This is a genomic window from Yimella sp. NH-Cas1, assembly GCF_022359705.1.
GTDB lineage: Bacteria > Actinomycetota > Actinomycetes > Actinomycetales > Dermatophilaceae > Yimella > Yimella lutea.
In genome coordinates, this window is the sequence record NZ_JAKSGG010000003.1 from 1,202,121 (window position 1) to 1,224,000 (window position 21,880).

At 67.1% G+C, this 21,880-nt stretch carries 16 protein-coding genes and 2 pseudogenes; 15 read left to right on the top strand and 3 right to left on the bottom strand.

What is annotated here, in order from left to right; all coding sequences use genetic code 11:
- Nucleotides 1-492 carry a PH domain-containing protein gene (locus tag MF407_RS06145; RefSeq protein WP_141928706.1) on the top strand — a complete coding sequence of 164 codons (492 nt, stop codon included), beginning with the start codon at nt 1-3 and terminating at the stop codon, nt 490-492.
- A 16-nt stretch (nt 493-508) separates the two neighbouring features.
- Here the strand turns inward: MF407_RS06145 and MF407_RS06150 are convergent, their stop codons facing one another.
- Nucleotides 509-1,141 carry a hypothetical protein gene (locus tag MF407_RS06150; RefSeq protein WP_239701769.1) on the bottom strand — a complete coding sequence of 211 codons (633 nt, stop codon included), beginning with the start codon at nt 1,139-1,141 and terminating at the stop codon, nt 509-511.
- A gap of 24 nt (nt 1,142-1,165) precedes the next feature.
- Between MF407_RS06150 and hisF the strand changes: the two genes are divergently transcribed.
- Nucleotides 1,166-1,921 (top strand): imidazole glycerol phosphate synthase subunit HisF, encoded by a 756-nt coding sequence (hisF, locus tag MF407_RS06155; RefSeq protein WP_239701770.1) that lies wholly within the window; start codon nt 1,166-1,168, stop codon nt 1,919-1,921.
- A gap of 178 nt (nt 1,922-2,099) precedes the next feature.
- Here hisF and MF407_RS06160 read toward each other — a convergent pair whose 3' ends face one another.
- Entirely contained in the window at nt 2,100-3,731 is a 1,632-nt protein-coding gene (locus MF407_RS06160; RefSeq protein ID WP_239701771.1) for an HNH endonuclease signature motif containing protein, read from the bottom strand.
- Between the two features lie 211 nt (nt 3,732-3,942).
- On the opposite strand from MF407_RS06160, the gene MF407_RS06165 reads away from it, so the two are divergent.
- A complete protein-coding gene (locus MF407_RS06165; RefSeq protein ID WP_141928701.1) occupies nt 3,943-4,416 on the top strand; it encodes a GNAT family N-acetyltransferase in 474 nt (157 codons plus the stop codon).
- 20 nt (nt 4,417-4,436) lie between these two features.
- Here MF407_RS06165 and MF407_RS06170 read toward each other — a convergent pair whose 3' ends face one another.
- The gene (locus MF407_RS06170; RefSeq protein WP_141928700.1) at nt 4,437-5,078 is read right to left on the bottom strand and encodes a TIGR03085 family metal-binding protein; all 642 of its coding nucleotides are present in this window, start codon (nt 5,076-5,078) and stop codon (nt 4,437-4,439) included.
- A 19-nt stretch (nt 5,079-5,097) separates the two neighbouring features.
- On the opposite strand from MF407_RS06170, the gene MF407_RS06175 reads away from it, so the two are divergent.
- From MF407_RS06175 to MF407_RS06230, 12 genes and pseudogenes are all read left to right on the top strand, one after another.
- A complete protein-coding gene (locus MF407_RS06175) occupies nt 5,098-7,077 on the top strand; it encodes an ABC transporter ATP-binding protein (RefSeq protein ID WP_239701772.1) in 1,980 nt (659 codons plus the stop codon).
- A complete protein-coding gene (locus MF407_RS06180) occupies nt 7,074-8,894 on the top strand; it encodes an ABC transporter ATP-binding protein (protein ID WP_239701773.1) in 1,821 nt (606 codons plus the stop codon). Before MF407_RS06175 ends, MF407_RS06180 begins: the two co-directional genes overlap by 4 nt.
- Nucleotides 8,895-9,022: 128 nt before the next feature.
- Nucleotides 9,023-9,379, top strand: a complete 357-nt coding sequence (hisI, locus tag MF407_RS06185) for a phosphoribosyl-AMP cyclohydrolase (protein WP_129625045.1) — start codon at nt 9,023-9,025, stop codon at nt 9,377-9,379.
- Nucleotides 9,380-9,384: 5 nt separating this feature from the next.
- Nucleotides 9,385-10,931, top strand: a pseudogene (locus tag MF407_RS06190) (anthranilate synthase component I).
- Nucleotides 10,928-11,485 carry a Trp biosynthesis-associated membrane protein gene (locus MF407_RS06195; protein ID WP_239701774.1) on the top strand — a complete coding sequence of 186 codons (558 nt, stop codon included), beginning with the start codon at nt 10,928-10,930 and terminating at the stop codon, nt 11,483-11,485. The pseudogene MF407_RS06190 and the gene MF407_RS06195 overlap by 4 nt, the downstream one beginning before the upstream one ends.
- Before the next feature lie 71 nt (nt 11,486-11,556).
- The gene (locus tag MF407_RS06200; RefSeq protein WP_239701775.1) at nt 11,557-11,835 is read left to right on the top strand and encodes an HGxxPAAW family protein; all 279 of its coding nucleotides are present in this window, start codon (nt 11,557-11,559) and stop codon (nt 11,833-11,835) included.
- Between the two features lie 22 nt (nt 11,836-11,857).
- Nucleotides 11,858-12,667 (top strand): indole-3-glycerol phosphate synthase TrpC, encoded by an 810-nt coding sequence (trpC, locus tag MF407_RS06205; RefSeq protein WP_239701776.1) that lies wholly within the window; start codon nt 11,858-11,860, stop codon nt 12,665-12,667.
- 30 nt (nt 12,668-12,697) lie between these two features.
- Complete coding sequence (gene trpB, locus MF407_RS06210; protein WP_239702858.1) at nt 12,698-13,948, top strand: tryptophan synthase subunit beta; 1,251 nt, start codon at nt 12,698-12,700, stop codon at nt 13,946-13,948.
- Entirely contained in the window at nt 13,945-14,745 is an 801-nt protein-coding gene (trpA, locus tag MF407_RS06215) for a tryptophan synthase subunit alpha (protein WP_239701777.1), read from the top strand. The genes trpB and trpA overlap by 4 nt, the downstream gene beginning before the upstream one ends.
- Complete coding sequence (gene lgt / locus MF407_RS06220; RefSeq protein ID WP_129625050.1) at nt 14,746-15,648, top strand: prolipoprotein diacylglyceryl transferase; 903 nt, start codon at nt 14,746-14,748, stop codon at nt 15,646-15,648.
- A gap of 162 nt (nt 15,649-15,810) precedes the next feature.
- Nucleotides 15,811-20,348: pseudogene (gene gltB, locus MF407_RS06225) on the top strand (glutamate synthase large subunit).
- Nucleotides 20,341-21,798 carry a glutamate synthase subunit beta gene (locus tag MF407_RS06230; RefSeq protein ID WP_239701778.1) on the top strand — a complete coding sequence of 486 codons (1,458 nt, stop codon included), beginning with the start codon at nt 20,341-20,343 and terminating at the stop codon, nt 21,796-21,798. Before gltB ends, MF407_RS06230 begins: the two are co-directional and overlap by 8 nt.
- The last annotated feature ends 82 nt before the right edge of the window (nt 21,799-21,880 follow it).

A 21,880-nucleotide genomic window follows, 5' to 3' on the forward strand; every position in this document is an offset into this window, starting at 1 on the left:
ATGAACACCCCGAGCGGTTCCGACCCACACCATTCGGGCGACCACGACCCGTACACGCCGTTCCGGCCCCGCAGCGGACGGTGGGTGCCGCTGGTGGCGGGGCTTGCCTCGATCGCGGTCTTCGGTTTCGTGGCCATCAACCTGCCCCGCGGCGGCGTCACCGGGTGGACCGTCCTGGACGCGCTCATGATGTTCCTGCTCGGCGTCGGCATGGCTGCGTTCCTTTGGCGCTACACCGCGATCAAGGCCGTGCCCACCGACAAGGGCTTGATCGTGCGCAACCTCTTCCTCACCCGGGAGGTCGCCTGGGAGGAGATCCTCGGCGTCCAGTTCGGCGGTGGGTCACCGTGGCTGATCCTCGATCTCGCGGACACCGAACAGCTCGCCGTGATGGCGGTACAGCGCGCCGACGGCGAGTTCGCCCAGGCCGAGGCGCAACGAATGGCAGCATTGGTGGAGGCCAACGCCTACCCGGACGAATCCGTGGGCTGACCGAAGTTTTCCTTGTTCAGGCGGATTCGCGGAGCAAGTGGCTGGTGTCGAAGACCAGGTCGGCGTGTTCGCGGGTCTCGTCACCGGTGAACAAGGATTCTTCCTGCTCGGCCCACGTGTCCCAGTGCTCGTCGAACGCGCCTGCATCGCGGACGAGTCCACGGGCGCGGCGTAGCTCATCGTCTGCTTCCAGCCACACCCGGACGTCGCTCAGCTGACCCGCCGGGCCGACACTGCAGCCGCATCCTTCGACGATCACGTACGGCGCGGGCTCCACGAACAACTCTGCAGTGAAGTCGCCCTCGACCCAGTCGTACTGCTCATAGGTGGAAACCTCGTTGCCCCGCAACGGGATCAGGATGTCGTCCGTGAGTGCCGGCAGGGCAGCTGCCAGGCCGTTCCAGCCGGGGTAGAGGTCGTCCATGTGGACGACGGGCGCGTTGTCCAGCACCGTCGACAACTCGCCGGCGAGGGTGGTCTTGCCGGTCGAGGAGCGTCCGTCGATCGTGATCATCACGGGGCGGTCGGTGATCTCGCCGGCACGCTGAAGAGCTGCGCGGGCGATCTTCTCGACCATGGGGTTCTTCGCCTGTGGGCGGCTCAGATGGTCGGCGGCGTCCGCCTGCTGAGCTGTCGGGGTCTCGGTCACGTGCCGAAGATTACGCTGTGCCGCATGTCGGTTGCAGTGCGTGTGATCCCGTGTCTCGACGTCGACGCCGGTCGGGTGGTCAAGGGAGTGAACTTCACCGGATTGCGCGACGCGGGCGACCCGGTCGAACTGGCCCACCGATACGACGACCAGGGTGCCGACGAACTGACCTTCCTCGACGTCACCGCCAGCTCGGCCGGCCGGGAAACCACGTACGACGTGGTCCGTCGGACCGCCGAAGAGGTGTTCATTCCGTTGACCGTCGGCGGGGGCGTGCGGGAGGCCGGGGACGTCGATCGCCTGCTGCGGGCCGGGGCCGACAAGGTCGGGATCAACACCGGCGCCATCGCCCGACCGCAGGTGATTCGGGAGATCGCCGATCGGTTCGGTTCGCAGGTGCTGGTGCTTTCGGCCGATGTGCGGCGGGCGGCGGACGGCTCGTTCGAGGTGACCACCCACGGTGGACGCGAATCCGCCGGTCTCGAAGCCATCGAGTGGTGCGTGCAGGCGTGCGAACTCGGTGCCGGCGAGATCTTGTTGAATTCGATGGACGCCGACGGCACCAAGGACGGCTTCGATCTCGAGCTGATCCGCGCTGTTCGACGCGAGGTGGACGTGCCGCTCATCGCGAGTGGCGGCGCCGGAACGATCGAGCACTTCGTCCAAGCGGTGGAGGCCGGCGCGGACGCCGTGCTCGCCGCCTCGGTCTTCCACTTCGGTCAGCTGAGGATCGACCAGGTCAAGGCCGCGCTGCGAACCGCGGGTCACCCCGTCCGTTGAGCGGGGCACGAGCTACCCGGGCTGAACCGTCCTTGAATCGCTGGTTGAGCCATGCGCCCTACCGAGGTTTGTGCTGAGCCGTTGCCTCACGGCTGGTTGAGCCATGCGCTCGACGGAGGAGGGCGCATGTGCCGAAACCTGGTGACCGTGAACGGCTACCCGACCCTACGGGGCTGATTCATGAAGCGTCGTGCACGGAGTCGGGGTAGGTGACATATGTGCGGCCGGTGCGGGAGGTCCAGGTACAGACTCCGTCGTCGCTCATGTGGTAGTCCCAGTGCTTCTTGGTCTTCGCGTCATGGTGGTGTCGGCAGAGTGCGGCGAGGTTGTGCCCGTCAGTGGGTCCCTGCGGCCATTCGACGACATGATCGATGTCGCACCTGATGGCGGCCCTGGTGCACATGGGGAACCGGCAGGTTTGGTCGCGTTGCTGCACGAACTCCCTCATCCGCGGCGTGGGCTCGTACGCGGTCGTCGAGGTTTCACACGTGACTCCGGTGTCGGCGTCGACCAGTGCTCGGGTCAGGCGGCAACCGAACTGCTCGATCAACGCGTCGAGCACATCGGGCCGGATGAACCCGATCCCTGCGATCCGTGCCCACCCCGTTGTGTAGCAGTGGTCCGATTCGCGTGCTGTTGAGCCGGATTCGGGGCCATCAGTGTCGGCCGGCGCTCCGGAATGGTCAGGGCCTCGCGGGGATGAGGTGGACTGTCCGGGTGGTGGTGACCCGTCGTCCGGGGACGCCTCGGGCTCGTGTTCCGCATCGTCGGTGGCACGTTTCGTTGCAGCCGTGGCGGCCTGTTCCTCACGAACCACAGGGACCTGGATCACGACCTGGTAGGAGATGTCGGCGCCTCGGGTGACGAGGTCGTGCAACGCGCCGAGGCGCAGTTGTCCGAGCGTCGGCTTCGACTCACCGGTCTCGCTGCCCTCGCTTGCGGGCGGGTTCTTCGAGCGTTGATCAGCCAATTGGTCGACGGCTCCGTAGATGCGAGCGATCTGGTCGGCCGGCCCGATGGCGCGCAGTTCGGCCATGCCCGGGATGTCGGAGGGACGCACCCAGACACCGGTGGCTTCTTTGGCTTCCTTCTGGCGGGTCTTCTTCGCGGCTTCCTCTTCCCACTGGGTCACCAGCGCCCGCGCGGCGGTCTTCACCTTCAGGTAGCCCCAGGTGTCGAAGCCTTTGGTGTCGAGTAGGTGCTGCTCGACCCGGTGGGACGTCTCGGGTGAAGCGTTCACCAGCTCGGACGCGACGAGGGACACCTTCCAGTACGGGATTGACCCCTCGACCGCCGCTGCGAGCAACCCGGGTGTTTTGGTGCAGACGTCGATGGAGTTGCTCATCTTGCTCGACGCGGTGCGGGGTGCCATCTGGCACGCGGCCGCCAGGTCGGTGTCGGCGAACGACGCTTGGTGCCCGAGGGCGTGTTCGACCTTCGCGGTGACACCGGTGTCGGAATCGACGAGTTCTTCATCGATCGCGGCGTACCGCGCCATTGCCATGGCTTGCACGGCTTGGGAGATCGATGCCAACTGGGTGGAACCGGTCACTGCTTTCTCGAGCATGCGGTGGTCATCGGCATCGACGGGTCGGGCAGAGGCGATGTCCCCCGGGTGCTGCAGGGCGTCTGCGTGCAGTCCGTGGAACGCGTCCTGCGACATCTGAACCGCGAACTCCAGGACCTCCGACGGCGACCCCAATGCATCGACCAGTTGTTTCAACAAACGCTGCTTGTGATCCGAGATCGATTCCAACAGAACGAATTCCACCGGAGACTCCGGTTCGTAGAACTCGTAGCTGATGCCCATGAGAAGACTCTAGGCGGGACCACCGACAACCTCCGTGGCACTGATCTCGCGGGTGGGTCGGTCACCAAGGACCGGATCTCACCAGGGTTTCGGCACTGGACTCAGTCCTTCGTCGCAGCGTCCAGGCTCAACCAGCGGCGGTGGTCGGCGCCCCCCGGTTCATGGCCTGCGTCGCTGCGCCGGTCCGTGGAACGCCTGTCACGATGAACAAGTGAACGAACTCAGCGTCGACGGCAATCGGTACTCGGTGCGCAGGGCAACCGCACATGACGTCCGGCCCATCGTGCAGTTGCTGGCGGACGATCCTCTCGGCGCCACCAGGGAGCGCAGCGACGAGTCGGTCTACGAAAGGGCCTTCGCCGCGATCGACGCCGACCCCAACCAGTTCCTCGCGGTCGTCGCGGACGACGAAGCTGCAGTCGTCGGAACGTTCCAACTCACGCTGATCCCGGGACTGGCCAGGGCAGGCGCCACACGATTGCTCATCGAGGCCGTCCGTGTATCGGCCTCAGTCCGCGGAACCGGCCTGGGTGCAGCGATGTTCGGCTGGGCGCACGAGTACGGACGCAGCCGTGGGGCGGTGCTCGCTCAACTCACGACCGACAAGTCGCGCTTGGATGCCCACCGCTTCTATGAGCGGCTCGGTTACGAAGGCAGTCATGAGGGCTTCAAGCTCGTCCTCTGAGCCAACGGCGAAACGCGTGATCAGACGCCGAGGTTCGTCTCGCGGAAGGCCGCGACATCGTGATCGGCACCGTCGAGTTCGACGTCGGCGACCTCACCACGTCCGAAGAGGTACAACACGATCTCGCTGGGTTCACCGGTCATCACGACGTTGCCGTGCTCGTCCTTCGGACTGCGCAGCGACCGACGTCCGTACCCCGGTGAATCGGCCACCACACCGACGCGGCACGACCGCAGGGTCAGCATGCCCATGCGGGAGAGCACCCCGAACAGCGCCTTCTGCTCGGCCGGGTCGAGCTGGCGGCGAGCGGCGGGGTCGACCCCACGCAGCACGTCCTCGTGGTGCACGAAGAACTCGCCCAGGTTCGCGGCCTCGTCGATGCTGCCCAGTGCCATCGGGTTCCACTTCGGCGGGCCGCTGCGGATGGTGTCGACCAACTCCTCGAACGGCCGCTGCGCCAGCGACGCCTGGATCTTGTCCGTGCGTCCGGCAAGCGGCGCGAGAAACATGCCGATGGCAGCGTCCGGACGGCGTTCGCGAAGGATCAGGTGTGCGGCCAGGTCACGTGTACGCCACGAGCCGCTGAGCGTCGGCGCGTCGGGACCGACCTCCAGGAAGGTGTCGCACAACGCTGAACGCTCGCTTTGGGCAAATGAGGTCATGCAGTGAATCATGTCCTACATGCCCTCCTCCGTGACCGTCACGCCCGACAACGATCAGGTGGCGGATGGCAAGAAGAACGATCGAAAGAAGGGAACGACCGAGGTCGACTTCGGCGCATCAACCCTCGGTGAAGGGTTCCGCGTCCTCGGGCGTGGCTTCCGCGACCAGCCGAAGACACTGCTCGTCGCGGTGATCGGCTCAGCGATCTACGGCGTGATGACGGTCTTCACCGCTCGCGTGATCGGTCACCTCATCGCGACGGTCGTCGAGCCTGCGGTTGCAGCCGGTCGCCTCACGGGTGAACAGGTCTGGACGATCATCTGGCAACTCGGAGCAGTGGTGTTGCTCAACGTGATCGGTGTGATTCTGCGCCGTGTCGCGGCCGGCATGGCCTACTTCAACCTCAACGCGATCTACCGCCGACGGGTCACCCGTCAGTACCTGCGTCTGCCACTGTCATGGCATCACCGCCACCCGTCCGGACAGTTGCTCTCGAACGCGAACGCCGACGTGGAGGCGACCTGGAACATCTTCCAGCCGCTCCCGATGGCTATCGGGGTGCTCGTCATGCTGGGTGTCGGTCTGGCCGAGATGTTCCGGGTCGACGTCTGGCTTGCGCTCGTCGGTCTGATCGTCTTCCCGTTGTTGTTCGCCACCAACCTGGTCTTCCAGCGCTACATGTCGCCGCGGGTGACCCGCGCCCAGCGGATGCGCTCGCACGTCAGCGAGGTGGCCCACGAATCGATCGAGGCCGCCCTGCTGGTCAAGGTGATGGGACGCGAGCAACAGGAAGCCGACCGGTTCTCCGTCGAGACCCAGCGCCTGCGCGATGCCGCCGTCGAGGTCGGCCGCGTCCGGGGCATCTTCGACCCGCTGGTCGAAGCGATTCCGACGATCGGGACGCTGGCGGTCCTGACGGTCGGCACCGCCCAGGTGAGCGCCGGCGCAACGACGGCGGCAGAAGTCGTCCAGATCGCTTACCTGTTCTCCGTTCTCGCCTTCCCGGTGCGGTCCTTCGGCTGGGTGCTGGCCGAGATGCCGCGCTCGGTCGCCGGCTGGGTACGCCTCAACAGCGTGCTGTCCGCCACCGGGCACACCGACTACGGCACCCGGACGCTCATTTCCGACCACGCCGCCGCGCTCGGCGCCGATCAGGTCGGCTACGAGTACGACCTGTCCGGTTCGGTCGACCTCAGCGAGAAGTACCAGGGCGGCGGTGCCGAACGCTGGCGCGCCCTGGACGACGTCGACCTCGACCTGGCACCGGGATCGTTGACCGCGATCGTCGGACCGACCGGATCGGGCAAGTCGACGCTGATGAGTCTGCTCGTGCGACTGATGGACCCGACCGACGGACGTGTGCTGATCGACAACGTGCCCGAACGCGACCTCGCGGCAGGGGAGACCAGCAAGGCCGCGTCCCTGGTGACCCAGCAGACGTTCGTCTTCGACGACACCATCGCCGGCAACGTCACCCTCGGTCACGACTTCACCGACGACGAGGTGCGTCGCGCGCTGCAGATCGCGCAAGCCACCGGGTTCGTCGACGAGCTCCCGGACGGTGCCGCCACCCGGGTCGGTGAGCGCGGAGCGTCGCTGTCAGGCGGGCAGAGGCAGCGAATTGCACTGGCCCGCGCGGTGATCCGTCGTCCACGCGCACTCCTGCTCGACGATGCGACCAGCGCGGTCGACCCCGCTGTCGAGCAGTCGATCCTGCAGGCGCTGCGTGAGAACCGTGACGGCACGACGGTGGTGATGGTCGCCTACCGGATGTCCAGCATCGCGCTCGCGGACGAGGTCGTGTTCGTCGACGGTGGCCGCATCACCGACCGCGGCACCCACGCCCAACTCATGGAGCGCAGCGAGGGATATCGCACGCTGGTCACGGCCTACGCCGAACACGCCGCCGAGATCGCCGAGCAGGATGACGCGCAGGATGACGCGCAGAACGACGAAACGATCGACCAGCAGATGAACAAGCAGGATGAGGACGCATGAGCACCGCGGTCGGCACCCCAGGATCCACGGCTGCGGGGGAGCGGGTGGGCACCGCCGGTGAACTCACCACCTGGCAGACCCTCAAGCGCGGCTTCGAACTCTCGCCCGAACTGCGGCGCGGTCTGCTGGTCACGATCGCGCTCGCCATTTTCTCCACCACCGGACGCGTCCTCGTCCCGATCGCCGTCCAGCAGACCTTGGACCGCGGAATCCTGGCCCCCGGTGGTCCGCAGACCGGCACGGTCACGACCCTCATGGTGCTCACCGTGCTGGGTGTGGCCGTCACCGGCCTTGCCTCGTACGCAGTCAACCTGCGGCTGTTCCGTAGTAGCGAGAGTGGCTTGGCAACCTTGAGGGTCAAGGGTTTTCGGCACATCCACGACCTGTCCATGCTCACCCAGAACGCCGAGCGCCGGGGCGCGCTGGTCTCCCGCGTGACCAGCGATGTCGACCAGATCAGCCAGTTCGTCCAGTTCAGTGGCCTCATGCTGCTGATGGCCGTCGGCCAGTTGCTCATCGCCAGCGTCCTGATGCTCGTCTACAGCCCGTTGCTCGCCGCCGTCGTGTGGATCTGCTTCATCCCGATGTTCATCGTGTTGCGCTACTTCCAGGGTGTCGTCGGACGCGCCTACACGGTCGTCCGCGAACGCGTCGCCGACATGCTGGCCGCGATCTCCGAGTCCGTGGTCGGTGCCGCGACGATCCGCGCGTACGGCGTCCAGGACCGCACCGCCGAGCGCATCGACGTCACCGTCGAGAAGCATCGCAAGGCGAGCATCCTGGCCCAGATCAAGGCCGTCGGTGCCTTCTCGACCGGCCAGTTCGTCGCGGGTGTCACGACCGTCGTCGTGCTCGTGATCGGCGCACAACAGGCAGCAGCCGGCAACATCACGCTCGGTGAACTCGTCGCGTTCCTGTTCATCGTCAACTTGTTCACCCAGCCGGTGCAGATGGCCACGGAGAACCTCAACGAACTGCAGAACGCCGTGGCCGGCTGGCGCCGCGTCATCGGCCTGATCGACACCCCGGTCGCAGTCGTCGACCCGCCGGAAGGCCGGGAGATGCCGTCCGGTTCGGTAACCGTCGACTTCGAGAAGGTGAAGTTCGCCTACCCCGGTGGAGCGCCCGTCCTGCACGACGTCGACCTGCACATCCCGGCGGGAGCCCGCGTCGCGGTCGTGGGGGAGACGGGGTCGGGCAAGACCACGATCGCCAAGCTCGTCACCCGACTGATGGATCCGACGGGCGGCAGCGTCAAACTCGACGGAATCGACTTGCGCGACATCAGTTTCCGCTCGCTGCGCGAACACGTCGTGCTGGTGCCGCAGGAGGGCTTCCTGTTCGACGCCACCCTGCTCGACAATGTGCGCTTCGGGCTGCAGACGGCCACCCGTGCCGACGTCGAGCAGGCGTTCACCAACATGAATCTCACCGACTGGATCGCCGGTCTCCCACGCGGCCTGGACACCCGGGTCGGGCAACGCGGCGAGTCACTGTCGGCCGGTGAAAGGCAACTCGTCGCCCTAGCGCGGGCCTACCTCGTCGACCCCGACCTGCTGTTGCTGGACGAGGCCACCTCGGCCGTCGACCCCGGCACCGAGGTGCGGATCCAGCGGGCACTCGACCAGGTCACGGCCGGACGAACCTCGATCGCGATCGCGCACCGGTTGTCGACGGCGGAGTCGGCCGACATGGTGGTCGTCGTGGACGCCGGGCACATCGTGGCCGTCGGGCCGCACCGTGACCTGGTGCGTGACCCGGACTCCGTCTACGGACGCCTGCACGCCAGTTGGGCGGCTCAGCAGTCCGGCCACTGACCCTCCGCCGAGATCAGGACGAGGCGACGGTGTCGCTGGTGAGGGAAGCAACTTCGGGGTGGTCGGTCGTGCCGGGGGCTCCCGAGACCGGTTCGCGCTCGTGCAGCGGGTGCGTGACAATGGCAGACATGCCCGAATCCACCAGTCCGCTACCAACCGAACTCGCCGCCGGACTCAAGCGGGACGAGCACGGGCTGGTCGCAGCGGTAATTCAGCAGCACGACACCAGAGAGGTGCTGATGCTCGGATGGATGGACGATGAAGCCCTCCGCCGGACGCTCAGTGAAGGGCGCGTGACGTTCTGGTCGCGCAGTCGTGGCGAGTACTGGCGCAAGGGCGACACCAGCGGGCACGTGCAACATGTGAGGTCCGTGTCGCTCGACTGCGACGGCGATGCGGTCCTGGTGCGCGTGGACCAGGTCGGCGCGGCCTGTCACACCGGTGAGCGCACCTGCTTCTTCACGCCGTTGGAGGTGACCGCGTGACCAGGATGGACATCTGCGCCGATCTCACGTTCGGTCTCACCTGGCCCTCGGCGAACCTGTTCGAGCACCTTGCGCAGGACCGCCGGGTCATTCCCGTCGTCCGTCGACTGCTCGCCGACGCAGAAACCCCGCTGGGCGTCTACCGCAAGCTGGCGAGCGACCGACCCGGCACGTTCCTGCTGGAGTCCGCCGAGCACGGCGGGGTGTGGTCGCGCTACTCCATCATCGGGGCTGCCAGTCACGCCACCCTCACCGAACAGGACGGTGAGGCGGTCTGGATCGGTGAGCCGCCGGTCGGTCTGCCCACCGGTGGCGACCCGGCGAAGGCGCTGCGCGAGACGATGCAGGCGCTGAGCACTCCGGTCATCCCGGGACTGCCGCCGTTGACCGGAGGCATGGTCGGTGCGATCACCTATGACGCGGTCCGCCGCTGGGAACGGTTGCCCGACAACGGCATCGACAAGCTGGGGTTGCCCGAGATCTCGATGATGCTCACCACTGATCTCGCCGTCTTCGACCACGCAGACAACTCTCTGCTGCTCGTTGCAAACGCGATCAATCACGACAACACGCCGGATCGGGTGGAGCAGGCGTACACCGATGCCGTCCGCCGCCTGGACGTCATGACCGACGCGTTGATGGCACCCGCGCCCAGCACCGTCTCGGTGCCCGAACCCGCCGAACTGCGTCCGGACAGCAGTCACAGTCAGCAGGAGTTCCACGACATGGTGGACGCCTGCAAGGAGGCGATCCGAGCCGGCGAGGCCTTCCAAATCGTTGTCTCCCAACGGTTCTCGGTGCCGTGCGAAGCAGACGCGTTGGACGTCTACCGGGCCCTGCGGGCCAGCAATCCCAGCCCGTACATGTATCTGCTGCGTATCCCGCTGCCGGACGGCGGCGCGTACGACATCGTCGGGTCCAGTCCGGAGGCGCTGGTGAAGGTGACCGACGGTGAGGTCATCACCCACCCGATCGCCGGTTCCCGGCCGCGCGGCAAGACGCCGGAGCACGACGGTCTGCTGCGCGAGGAACTGCTCACCGACCCCAAGGAGCGCGCCGAGCACCTGATGCTGGTCGACCTGTCCCGCAACGACCTGCAACGCGTCTGTCGGGCCGGCACCGTCGACACGGTGGAGTTCATGAACGTGCGCCGGTACTCCCACATCATGCATCTCGAGTCGACCGTCGTCGGTCGGTTGAAGGACGGCCTCACCGCGTACGACGCGCTGGTGGCGACCTTCCCTGCGGGCACCCTGTCCGGTGCACCCAAGCCGCGTGCCATGGCGATCATCGACGAACTCGAGGGGCTGCGGCGCGGCGTCTACGGGGGGTCGTGGGCTATCTCGACTTCGCCGGAGACCTCGACATGGCGATCGCGATCCGTACCGCGGTGCTGCACCAAGGACGCGCCCACGTGCAGGCGGGGGCCGGGATCGTTGCCGACTCCGTCGCCGAGACCGAGTATCAGGAGACCGTCAACAAGGCGGCCGCCGCGCTGCGCGCCGTCGCGACCGCGTCCAGCATGAAGCCTCCGGCCGGCGGCGCATCGTGAGCAAACGCCAGGTGTTGACCACGGCGTTCGTCGTCGCCGTTGTCCTGCTCGCACTGACGTCCAGGGCGTGGGTCACGGGCACGGTCATCGACACCATCACCGGCACGACCCAGGCATCGGTCAAGGGCAACAAGGCCTCGCCACCGGCGTTCGCAGGCGCGCTGGTCGCACTGGCCGCGGTCATCGCACTGCTGAGTTCGAAGCGGGTCGGCCGCATCATCGCTTCTGTCGCCTTGATGCTGGCCGGCGTCATGGCGGCGTACGGAGCGCTGAGCTCCCTGCTCGATCCGAGCGGCGTCGTGCGCACCTGGGTGAGCACCTCCGGAGGTCACGCCGACGCACGGGTCACCGACGCCGCAGCGACGGCGTGGTCATGGCCGGCGCTCGCGGCCGGCGTACTGCTGGCCGTACTCGGCGTGTTGGCGCTGGCCGGCGGTCGCCGCTGGAGCGGCCTGGGGGAGAAGTACGACGCCCCCACCGCGCCCAAGGAGTCCGACTGGGACCAGTTGTCGGCGGGCAAAGACCCGACTGCAGCAACGGCCGACGATGACTGACAGAATGATCCAAGCTCAGAACCGGCGAACCACGGAACGTGCCCAAGCGCCCGAATCAAGGAGTTGTACCCATGGCTGAGAAGCACCTCGACAACCACGGCAAGAGCGTGGCGTCCTGGACCGCGGTCGGCATCTTGCTGCTGGCCGCCGTGTTGATCGGTGTCGGCATCATGATCAACCAGTCGCTCATCGCATGGGTCGGCGCTGCCCTGGTCGTCGTCGGTGTCATCGCCGGTGCGGGCCTCACCGCTGCCGGCTTCGGTTCCAAGCCGCACGAAGCCCCGAAGCTGCAGTCCGTGACGCCGAACCACGAGTCGCGCGGCGCCCGTGACGCCCAGTCGGCACACTGATCCGCGCAAGTAGTCGCTCAGCGTGGCAACTGTTCTCGACGACATCATTTCCGGGGTCCGTGAGGATCTGAAGACCCGGATGCGAGCCATCGGCCCCGTCCAGATCATCGAGCAGGCGGCAGCCGCACCGGCCGCGCTCGACGCGGCCGCGATGCTCGCGGCGCCCGGGCCGGTCAAGATCATCAGCGAGGTCAAGCGCAAGAGCCCCAGCAAGGGTGAACTCGCGACGATTCCCGATCCTGCCGAACTGGCCGGTTCCTACGAGGCCGGTGGTGCTACCGCGATCTCGGTGCTCACCGAACAACGGCGCTTCGGCGGCTCGCTCGACGACCTCGACGCGGTCCGGAAGCGCGTGCGAATCCCGGTGTTGCGCAAGGACTTCATGGTCAGCGAGTACCAGATGTTCGAGGCACGCGCGCACGGCGCCGACATCATCCTGCTGATCGTCGCCGCCCTCGACGACCGCCAACTGCATGACCTGTTCCAGCAGTCCGCCGACCTCGGCATGACTGCTCTGGTCGAGGTGCACGACGAACCCGAGACCGAACGCGCCGTCGAACTCGGTGCCCGCGTCATCGGCGTCAACGCCCGCAACCTCAAGACCCTCGAGGTGCACCGCGAGATGTTCGGCAAGCTCGCACATCTCATCCCGGACGACCGCGTGAAGGTAGCCGAGTCCGGCATCCGCGGCCCCGAGGACATCGCCTACTACGTGTCGCAGGGCGCCGACGCGGCACTGGTCGGCGAGGCGCTCGTGACCGGCGGCGAGCCCAGCCAGGCCGTACGCACCATGATCGAAGCGGGCGCGCGCGCCCGGCAGGGAGTTGCCTGAGCTGTGAACAGCAACAAGACCGACGATCCGTTGACCACTCCGGTCGAGCAGAACTCCGGCCGGCCCGGCATCGGACGCTTCGGCGACTACGGCGGTCGATATGTGCCCGAGGCTCTCATCGCGGCGCTCGAGGAACTCGACGAGCACCGTCACAAGGCGGCCCACGACCCTGAGTTCACCGCCGAACTCGCCAGGTTGCACAAGACATACACCGGCCGGCCGAGCATCATCACCGAGGTGCCACGGTTCGCCGACCATTGCGGCGGCGCCCGTGTCGTGCTCAAGCGCGAGGATCTCAACCACACCGGATCGCACAAGATCAACAACGTCCTCGGACAAGCGCTGCTCGCCAAGCGGATGGGCAAGCGCCGGGTCATCGCCGAGACCGGCGCCGGTCAGCACGGCGTCGCGACGGCCACGGCGGCTGCGCTTCTCGGACTCGAATGCGTCGTCTACATGGGCGAGGTCGACACCGAGCGCCAAGCGCTCAACGTTGCGCGGATGCGCCTGCTCGGCGCGAGGGTTGTCGCCGTCAAGCACGGGTCACGCACGCTCAAGGACGCCGTCAACGAGGCCTTCCGCGACTGGGTCGCCACCGTCGACCACACCCACTACGTCCTGGGCACCGTCACCGGGCCGTACCCGTTCCCGGAGATGGTGCGCGACTTCCACAAGATCATCGGCGAGGAAGCCCGCGAGCAGGTCCTGCAGGAGTACGGCCGACTGCCGGACGCCGTCCTGGCGTGTGTCGGCGGCGGTTCGAACGCGATGGGTATCTTCCACCGGTTCGTGCCGGACGAGGGGGTTCGGCTGATCGGCTTCGAAGCTGGGGGAGAGGGCGTCGAATCAGGACGGCACGCGGCCCGCTTCACCGGTCAGGCCACCCCCGGCGTCCTGCACGGTGCGTATACCTACCTGCTGCAGGACGACCAGGGTCAGACGCTCGAATCCAATTCCGTATCAGCAGGATTGGACTACCCCAGTGTGGGCCCGGAGCACGCGTATTTGCGCGACTCGGGCCGCGCCGATTACTACCCGGTGACCGATGTCGAGGCGATGGACGCCTTCAAACTGCTCGCCCGGACCGAGGGCATCCTGCCGGCGATCGAGTCGGCCCATGCCCTCGCCGGCGCGATCCGCATCGGCAAGGAACTCGGGCCGGACGCGCTGCTGCTGGTCAGTCTGTCCGGACGCGGCGACAAGGACGTCCACACTGCGGGCCAGTGGTTCGGATTGTTGGACTCCGACGGCCACACGATCGAGGAGGGCGAGCAGCTGTGACCCGTCTGGACGAGGTGCTCGGCAAGGCCCGCGCCGACGACCGTGCCGTGCTGGTCGGCTACCTGCCGGTCGGCTGCCCGTCGGTGCAGGAGTCGATCGAGGCGATGGTCGCCATGGTCGAAGCGGGCGTCGACGTCGTCGAGATCGGCATGCCGTACACCGACCCGTTGATGGACGGTCCGGTGATCCAGGACGCCGCGAATCGGGCGCTGGAGAACGGTGTGCAGGTCAAGGACGTCTTCAGCGCAGTCGAAGCGGTCAGCGCTGCCGGCGCCGCCTGCGTCGTGATGATCTATTGGAACCTCGTGTTGCGTTACGGCGTGGAGGAGTTCGCACGCGACCTGAAGGCCGCCGGCGGATCCGGCCTCATCACCCCCGACCTCGTGCCTGACGAGGCACAGGAGTGGCTGGATGCGAGCGCGAAACACGACCTGAACCGGGTCTTCCTCGTCGCTCCGAGTTCCACCCCGGACCGCCTCGCCTACACCACCTCCTACTGCAGCGGCTTCGTCTATGCGACGTCCGTCATGGGCGTCACCGGAGCTCGCGAGAGCCTCGGTTCCGAGGCCGCCGCCGTCGTCGAACGCACCCGCGAGCACACCGACCTGCCGGTCTGCGTCGGCATCGGCGTCAGCACCCCGAAGCAGGCCGAACAGGTGGCCAGGTTCGCCGACGGGGTGATCGTCGGCACCGCTCTGGTGCGCACGCTGCTGGACAACGACACCCGCGACTCGCGTCTGGACGCGATCCGAACCCTCGCCGGCGAGCTCGCCGACGGCGTCCGACGGGGACGCTGAGTGCATACCTACCTGCCGAGCCCGACCACGGGAGTGCTGTGGCTCGGCCCCATCCCGCTGCGTGGGTACGCGCTGTGCATTTTGGCCGGCATCGTCGCCGCGATCTGGATCTGCGGCCGGCGACTGCGTGACCGCGGTTACGAGTCCGATCACGCACTCAACGTCGCCTGGTGGGCCGTCCCGTTCGGCATCGTCGGCGGGCGCATCTACCACGTCATCACCTCACCGCAGGCCTACTTCGGGGAGGGCGGCAAACCGCTCGATGCGTTCAAGATCTGGCAGGGCGGCCTCGGCATCTGGGGCGCGATCGCCCTCGGTGCCCTCGGTGCGTGGATCGGCTGCCGCAAGTACAACGTGAATTTCTGGGACTACGCCGACGCCGCTGCTCCGGGCGTGATCCTCGCTCAGGCGATGGGCCGCTGGGGCAACTGGTTCAACAACGAGTTGTACGGAGAGAAGACCGACGTCCCGTGGGCGTTGAAGATCTACCAGTGGGACGAGTCGGCGGGGCACGCGGTGAAGGACGCCGCGGGCGATCCCGTCGTGCTCGGCTACTTCCACCCGACGTTCCTGTACGAGTCGCTGTGGTGCTTGGTTGTCGCGGCGATCATCGTCTTCGTCGACCGGAAGCGCGGATTGGCCCGCGGTCGCAGCTTCGCGCTGTACGTGATGCTCTACCCGGTCGGTCGCATCGTCTTCGAACTCATGCGCACCGACAAGGCCAACCACATCCTCGGCCTGCGGGTCAACGTGTGGACCAGCATGTTCGTCTTCGCTCTCGGCGCGTTCCTGTGGTGGAAGTTCCGGAACAACCCGGTCATCGCCGCCGACGACGAGCCCGTCGACGAAGCCGCCCCGTACACCGAGCGCACCGACGAGGATCCCGAGCCCTCCGCTCGTTGAGTTTCGCATTGTGGGACATTTCCGTCCCATTGTTCGGAACGCCACCGGCCGCCGGTAGTGTGTCGCACGCATGTCCGGCCAACGTCGTCCTGCCATGCGTGTTTCACACGGCGACACTCCGCTCCGGCGGGATGTCCGGACGACAGGATGGTGATCGGACCCATGGGTCAGAGCTCGTTCTCAGCAGTTCCTGCGGCGCAGGGCCTGTACAACCCAGCCACCGAGAAGGACGCCTGCGGCGTCGCGATGGTGGCCACGATGCGCGGTTGGGCGGGGCACGACATCGTGCAGCTCGGCCTCACCGCGCTGATGAACCTCGAGCACCGTGGAGCCACCGGCGCCGACCCGACCGTCGGTGACGGCGCGGGCATCCTGACCCAGATCCCCGACGACTTCTTCCGCGGCGTCTGCGAGTTCGAGCTCCCCACCAAGGGTGAGTACGCGATCGGTATTGCCTTCCTGCCGCAGGACGCCGACGCGCAGTGGCACATCGGTGAGCGCATCGACCAGATCGCTGCCGAGGAGAACCTGCGGGTGCTCGGGTGGCGTGACGTGCCGACCGACGATTCGATGATCGGTCAGGCCGCGCGTGACGTGATGCCGGTGTTCCGCCAGGTCGCGGTCGCCGGCACCGAGGACGGAGTGGGCGGACTCGACCTGGAGCGTCGCGCCTTCGCGCTGCGCAAGCGGATCGAGCGTGAGACCGAGGTCTACTTCCCGTCGCTGTCCAGCCGGACGATCACCTACAAGGGCATGCTCACCACCGAGCAGCTCGGTCGTTTCTACCCGGACCTGTCCGACGAGCGGTTCAGCTCCGAACTCGCGCTCGTCCACTCGCGATTCTCGACCAACACCTTCCCGGCCTGGCCGCTCGCCCACCCGTACCGATTGATTGCCCACAACGGCGAGATCAACACCGTCCGTGGTAACCGCAACTGGATGCACTCGCGCGAATCCACTTTGCGCAGTGAGCTGTTCGGCGGCGACATGGAGCGGCTGTTCCCGATCTGTGCGGGCGAGGTTTCCGACTCCGCGTCCTTCGACGAGGTGCTGGAACTGCTGCACCTCGGCGGGCGCAGCCTGCCCCACGCCGTGCTGATGATGATCCCGGAGGCCTGGGAGAACCACGCCACGATGGACCCCGAGCGCCGCGCGTTCTACGAGTACCACTCGGCCCTGATGGAGCCGTGGGACGGCCCGGCCTGCGTCGCATTCACCGACGGCACCCTGGTGGGCGCGGTCCTGGACCGGAACGGTCTGCGTCCGGGCCGCTACTCGGTGACCGACGACGGCCTGGTCGTGCTCGCGTCCGAAGCCGGTGTGCTCGACCTCGATCCGGCCAAGGTCGTCCGCAAGGGACGCCTGCAGCCGGGCAAAATGTTCCTGGTCGACACCGCGGCCGGTCGCCTCATCGGCGACGAGGAGGTCAAGCAGCAACTGGCCCAGGAGCATCCGTACCAGGAGTGGCTGCACGGCGGTCTGATCCACTTCAAGGACCTGCCGGAGCGCGAACACGTCTGGCACTCACCGAAATCCGTGCTCCGTCGGCAGCAGACCTTCGGTTACACGCACGAGGAGATCCGCATCCTGCTGCGCCCGATGGCGGCCGGCAAGGGCGAGGCGCTCGGCTCGATGGGCACCGACACCCCGATCGCTGTGCTGTCGGACCGTCCGCGGATGATCTTCGACTACTTCACCCAGCTGTTCGCGCAGGTCACCAACCCGCCGCTGGACTCCATCCGTGAAGAACTGGTCACCTCGCTCGGCGGCTTCATGGGGCCCGAGGGCAATCTGCTCGAGGCCGTGCCGCAGCACGCCCGTCAGGTGGAACTGCCGTTCCCGGTGATCGACAACGACGAACTGGCCAAGATCCGGCACATCAATGCGGACGGCAACTTCCCGGGTTTCGCGACCTACGTCGTCCGCGGCACGTTCGACGCCCAGGGGGCGTCACGGCACTGCGCGCTCGTCTGCGCGGCATCTGCACCGAGGTCAGCGAAGCGATCGCCGACGGGTACCGGTTCATCGTCTTGTCCGACCGCGACAGCAACGCCGACTTCGCGCCGATCCCGTCGCTGCTGCTCACCTCGACCGTGCACCACCACCTGATCCGCGAACACACCCGCACGAAGGTCGGCCTCGTCGTCGAGGCCGGTGACGTCCGCGAGGTGCACCACGTCGCACTGCTGGTCGGCTACGGCGCAGCCGCCGTCAACCCCTACCTGGCGATGGAGACCGTCGAGGACCTCGTCCGCAGCGGCGAGATCGAGGGCGTCACCCCCGAGGAGGCCGTCCGCAACCTCATCAAGGCACTCGGCAAGGGCCTGCTGAAGGTGATGTCGAAGATGGGTATCTCCACCGTCGCCTCCTACCGCGGCGCGCAGGTGTTCGAAGCGATCGGTCTGTCGAAGGAACTCATCGACGACCACTTCACCGGCACCACCTCACGCCTCGGTGGCATCGGCCTGGACGCGATCGCGAAGGAGGTCGTCGCACGTCACGCCACGGCATACCCGGCCAGCGGCCAGCACCAGGCGCACCGCAGCCTCGAGGTGGGCGGTGAGTACCAGTGGCGCCGCGAAGGACCGCCGCACCTGTTCGACCCCGAGACCGTCTTCCGACTGCAGCACTCCACACGGCAACGCCGGTACGACATCTTCAAGCAGTACACGCAGCGCGTCGACGACCAGGCCGAGCGCCTGATGACGCTGCGCGGGTTGTTCAAGTTCAGGACCGACCGTCCCTCGATCCCGATCGAGGAGGTCGAGCCGGTCAGCGAGATCGTGAAGCGGTTCTCCACCGGTGCGATGAGCTACGGCTCGATCAGCCGCGAGGCGCACGAGACGCTCGCGATCGCGATGAACAACATCGGCGCCCGCTCCAACACCGGTGAAGGCGGCGAGGACCCCGAGCGGTTGATGGACCCCAAGCGGCGTTCGTCGATCAAGCAGGTCGCGTCCGGCCGGTTCGGCGTCACCTCGTTGTACCTGACCGAGTCCGACGACATCCAGATCAAGATGGCGCAGGGCGCCAAGCCCGGTGAGGGCGGGCAGCTGCCCGGCAACAAGGTGTACCCGTGGGTGGCCAAGACCCGTCACTCCACGCCCGGTGTCGGCCTGATCTCGCCGCCGCCGCACCACGACATCTACTCGATCGAGGATCTGGCCCAGCTGATCCACGACCTGAAGAACGCCAACCCCTCGGCACGGGTGCACGTCAAGCTCGTCGCCGAGACCGGCGTCGGTACGGTCGCGGCCGGTGTCAGCAAGGCGCACGCGGACGTCGTCCTGGTCTCGGGCCATGACGGTGGAACGGGTGCTGCGCCGTTGACCTCGCTGAAGCACGCGGGTGGGCCGTGGGAACTCGGCCTGGCCGAGACGCAGCAGACGCTGTTGCTGAACAACCTGCGCGACCGGATCGTGGTGCAGGCCGATGGCCAGCTCAAGACCGGGCGGGACGTCGTCATCGCGGCACTGCTCGGCGCCGAGGAGTACGGTTTCGCCACCGCTCCGCTCGTGGTCAGCGGCTGCATCATGATGCGCGTCTGCCACCTCGACACCTGCCCCGTGGGTGTAGCCACCCAGAACCCCGAATTGCGCGCGCGGTTCAGTGGCAAGCCGGAGTTCGTCGAGACCTTCTTCGAGTACATCGCCGAAGAAGTGCGAGAACTGCTCGCGCAGTTGGGCTTCCGGACCCTCGACGAAGCGATCGGGCACTCCGAGATGCTCGACACGGTCAAGGCGATCAACCACTGGAAGGCGGCCGGTCTCGACCTGTCACCGATCCTCGCCCAGGTGGACGTACCCGCCGACGCCCCACGCCGCTGCGTCACGGTGCAGGACCACGGTCTGGACAAGGCGCTCGACCAGAAGCTCATCGAGATGAGCGCGGACGCGCTGGAGCGCAAGGAGCCGGTGCGGATCGATCTGCCGATCACGAACGTGAACCGTACGGTCGGCACGATGCTCGGTCACGAGGTCACCAAGCGTTACCCGCAGGGACTGCCCGACGGCACGATCGACGTGTCGCTGCGTGGATCGGCCGGCCAGTCTCTCGGCGCCTTCCTGCCGGTGGGTGTCACGTTGCGGATGTTCGGCGAAGCCAACGACTACGTCGGCAAGGGCATCTCGGGTGGACGCGTCGTCGTCCGCCCCCTGCCCGAGGCCTCGCTGGTCGCCGAGGCGAACGCGATCGCCGGCAACGTGATCGGGTACGGCGCGACGTCCGGTGAGATCTTCCTGCGCGGCGTCGTCGGCGAACGCTTCTGCGTCCGTAACTCCGGCGCCACGGCAGTGGTCGAGGGCGTCGGTGACCACGGGTGTGAGTACATGACCGGTGGCACGGTGATGGTGCTCGGACCGACCGGACGCAACTTCGGCGCCGGCATGTCCGGTGGCCTGGCGTTCGTGCTCGACTTGGACGCATCGCAGGTGAATCCCGAACTGGTCGACGTCGTCGAGGTGCGCGAGCGCGACAAGCCGCTCGTGGAGAAGTTGCTGCGCGACCACGCCGAATGGACCGAATCGACGGTGGCCGTGAAGTTGCTGAACGACCTGGACGCGGCTTACCAGCGGTTCTCGCTGGTGCTGCCGCGCGACTACCAGCGCGTCATCGACGTGCGAGAGAAGGCTCAGACCGAGGGCCTCGACCTCGACGGAACCGAGGTCTGGGGACGAATCATGGAGGTGTCCGGTGGCTGACCCGCGCGGATTTCTGAAGCACCGCGAGCGCGAACTGCCCGCTCGCCGTCCGGTGCCGGTGCGCATCAAGGACTGGAAAGAGGTCTACGAGGAACAGGAACTCGCCCAGGTGCAGCGGCAGGCCAGCCGCTGCATGGACTGCGGAATCCCGTTCTGCCACAGCGGTTGTCCGCTCGGCAACCTCATCCCGGAGTGGAACGACCTGGCCTACCGCGGCGACTGGAAGGACGGCATCGAGCGGCTGCACGCCACCAACAACTTCCCGGAGTTCACCGGACGGTTGTGCCCGGCGCCGTGCGAGACCGCCTGTGTGCTCGGTATCAGCCAGCCCGCGGTGACGATCAAGCAGATCGAGGTCACCACGATCGAGAAGGCGTTCGAGGACGGCGTCGTGGAGCCGCAGATCCCGAACCGGCTGACCGGCAAGACGGTCGCTGTCGTCGGGTCGGGTCCGGCCGGTCTGGCCGCCGCCCAGCAACTCACCCGGGCCGGCCACACCGTCGCGGTCTACGAGCGTGCGGACAAGCCGGGTGGACTGCTGCGGTACGGCATCCCCGAGTTCAAGATGGAGAAGTCGGTGCTCGACCGCCGCATCGCGCAGATGGAGGCCGAGGGCACCCGCTTCCGCTGCGGCGTGGAGGTCGGTAAGGACATCACCGGTGAACAACTGCGCCAGCGCTACGACGCCGTCGTCCTCGCCGTGGGTGCGACCGTTCCGCGTGACCTGCCGGTCACCGGACGTGAACTGAACGGCATCCACCAGGCGATGGACTTCCTGCCCCAGGCCAACCGTCAGGCGCTCGGCGAGGATGTCGAGGGCCAGATCACCGCGACCGACAAGCACGTCATCGTGATCGGTGGCGGTGACACCGGTGCCGACTGCATCGGCACCTCGCACCGCCACGGTGCGAAGTCGGTCACCTCGCTGGAGATCATGCCGAAGCCGGGGGAGGACCGCGCGCAGAACCACCCGTGGCCGACCTACCCGATGCTCTACCGCGTGGCGAGCGCGCACGAGGAGGGCGGCGAGCGCGTCTACGCGGTCTCCACCAAGGAACTCGTGGACGACGGCAACGGCAATGTGAAGGCGTTGCGTCTGGCCGAGGTCCGCCAGGGCGACAACGGCTTCGAGGAGGTGCCCGGTTCGGAGAAGGAACTGCCCGCCGATCTGGTGCTCCTTGCGATGGGCTTCCTCGGACCCGAGGGCGAAGGTCTGCTCGAACAGTTGGGCGTGGAGAAGGACGAGCGCTCGAATGTCTTGCGGGACAAGCGCTTCGAGACCACCACACCCGGCGTGTTCGTCTGCGGTGACGCCGGACGCGGGCAGTCGCTCATCGTGTGGGCGATCGCGGAAGGCCGGTCGGCAGCGCGAGGGGTCGACGAATTCCTCTCCGGCACATCGGAACTGCCCGCGCCGATCGGTCCCATGGACCGGCCGTTGACCGTCTGATCCCGGTCACCCAGCAGCGAGACGGGGATGCCCGGTGGACACGATCCGCCGGGCATCCCCTGGTCCGTTGTCAAACCGGAAA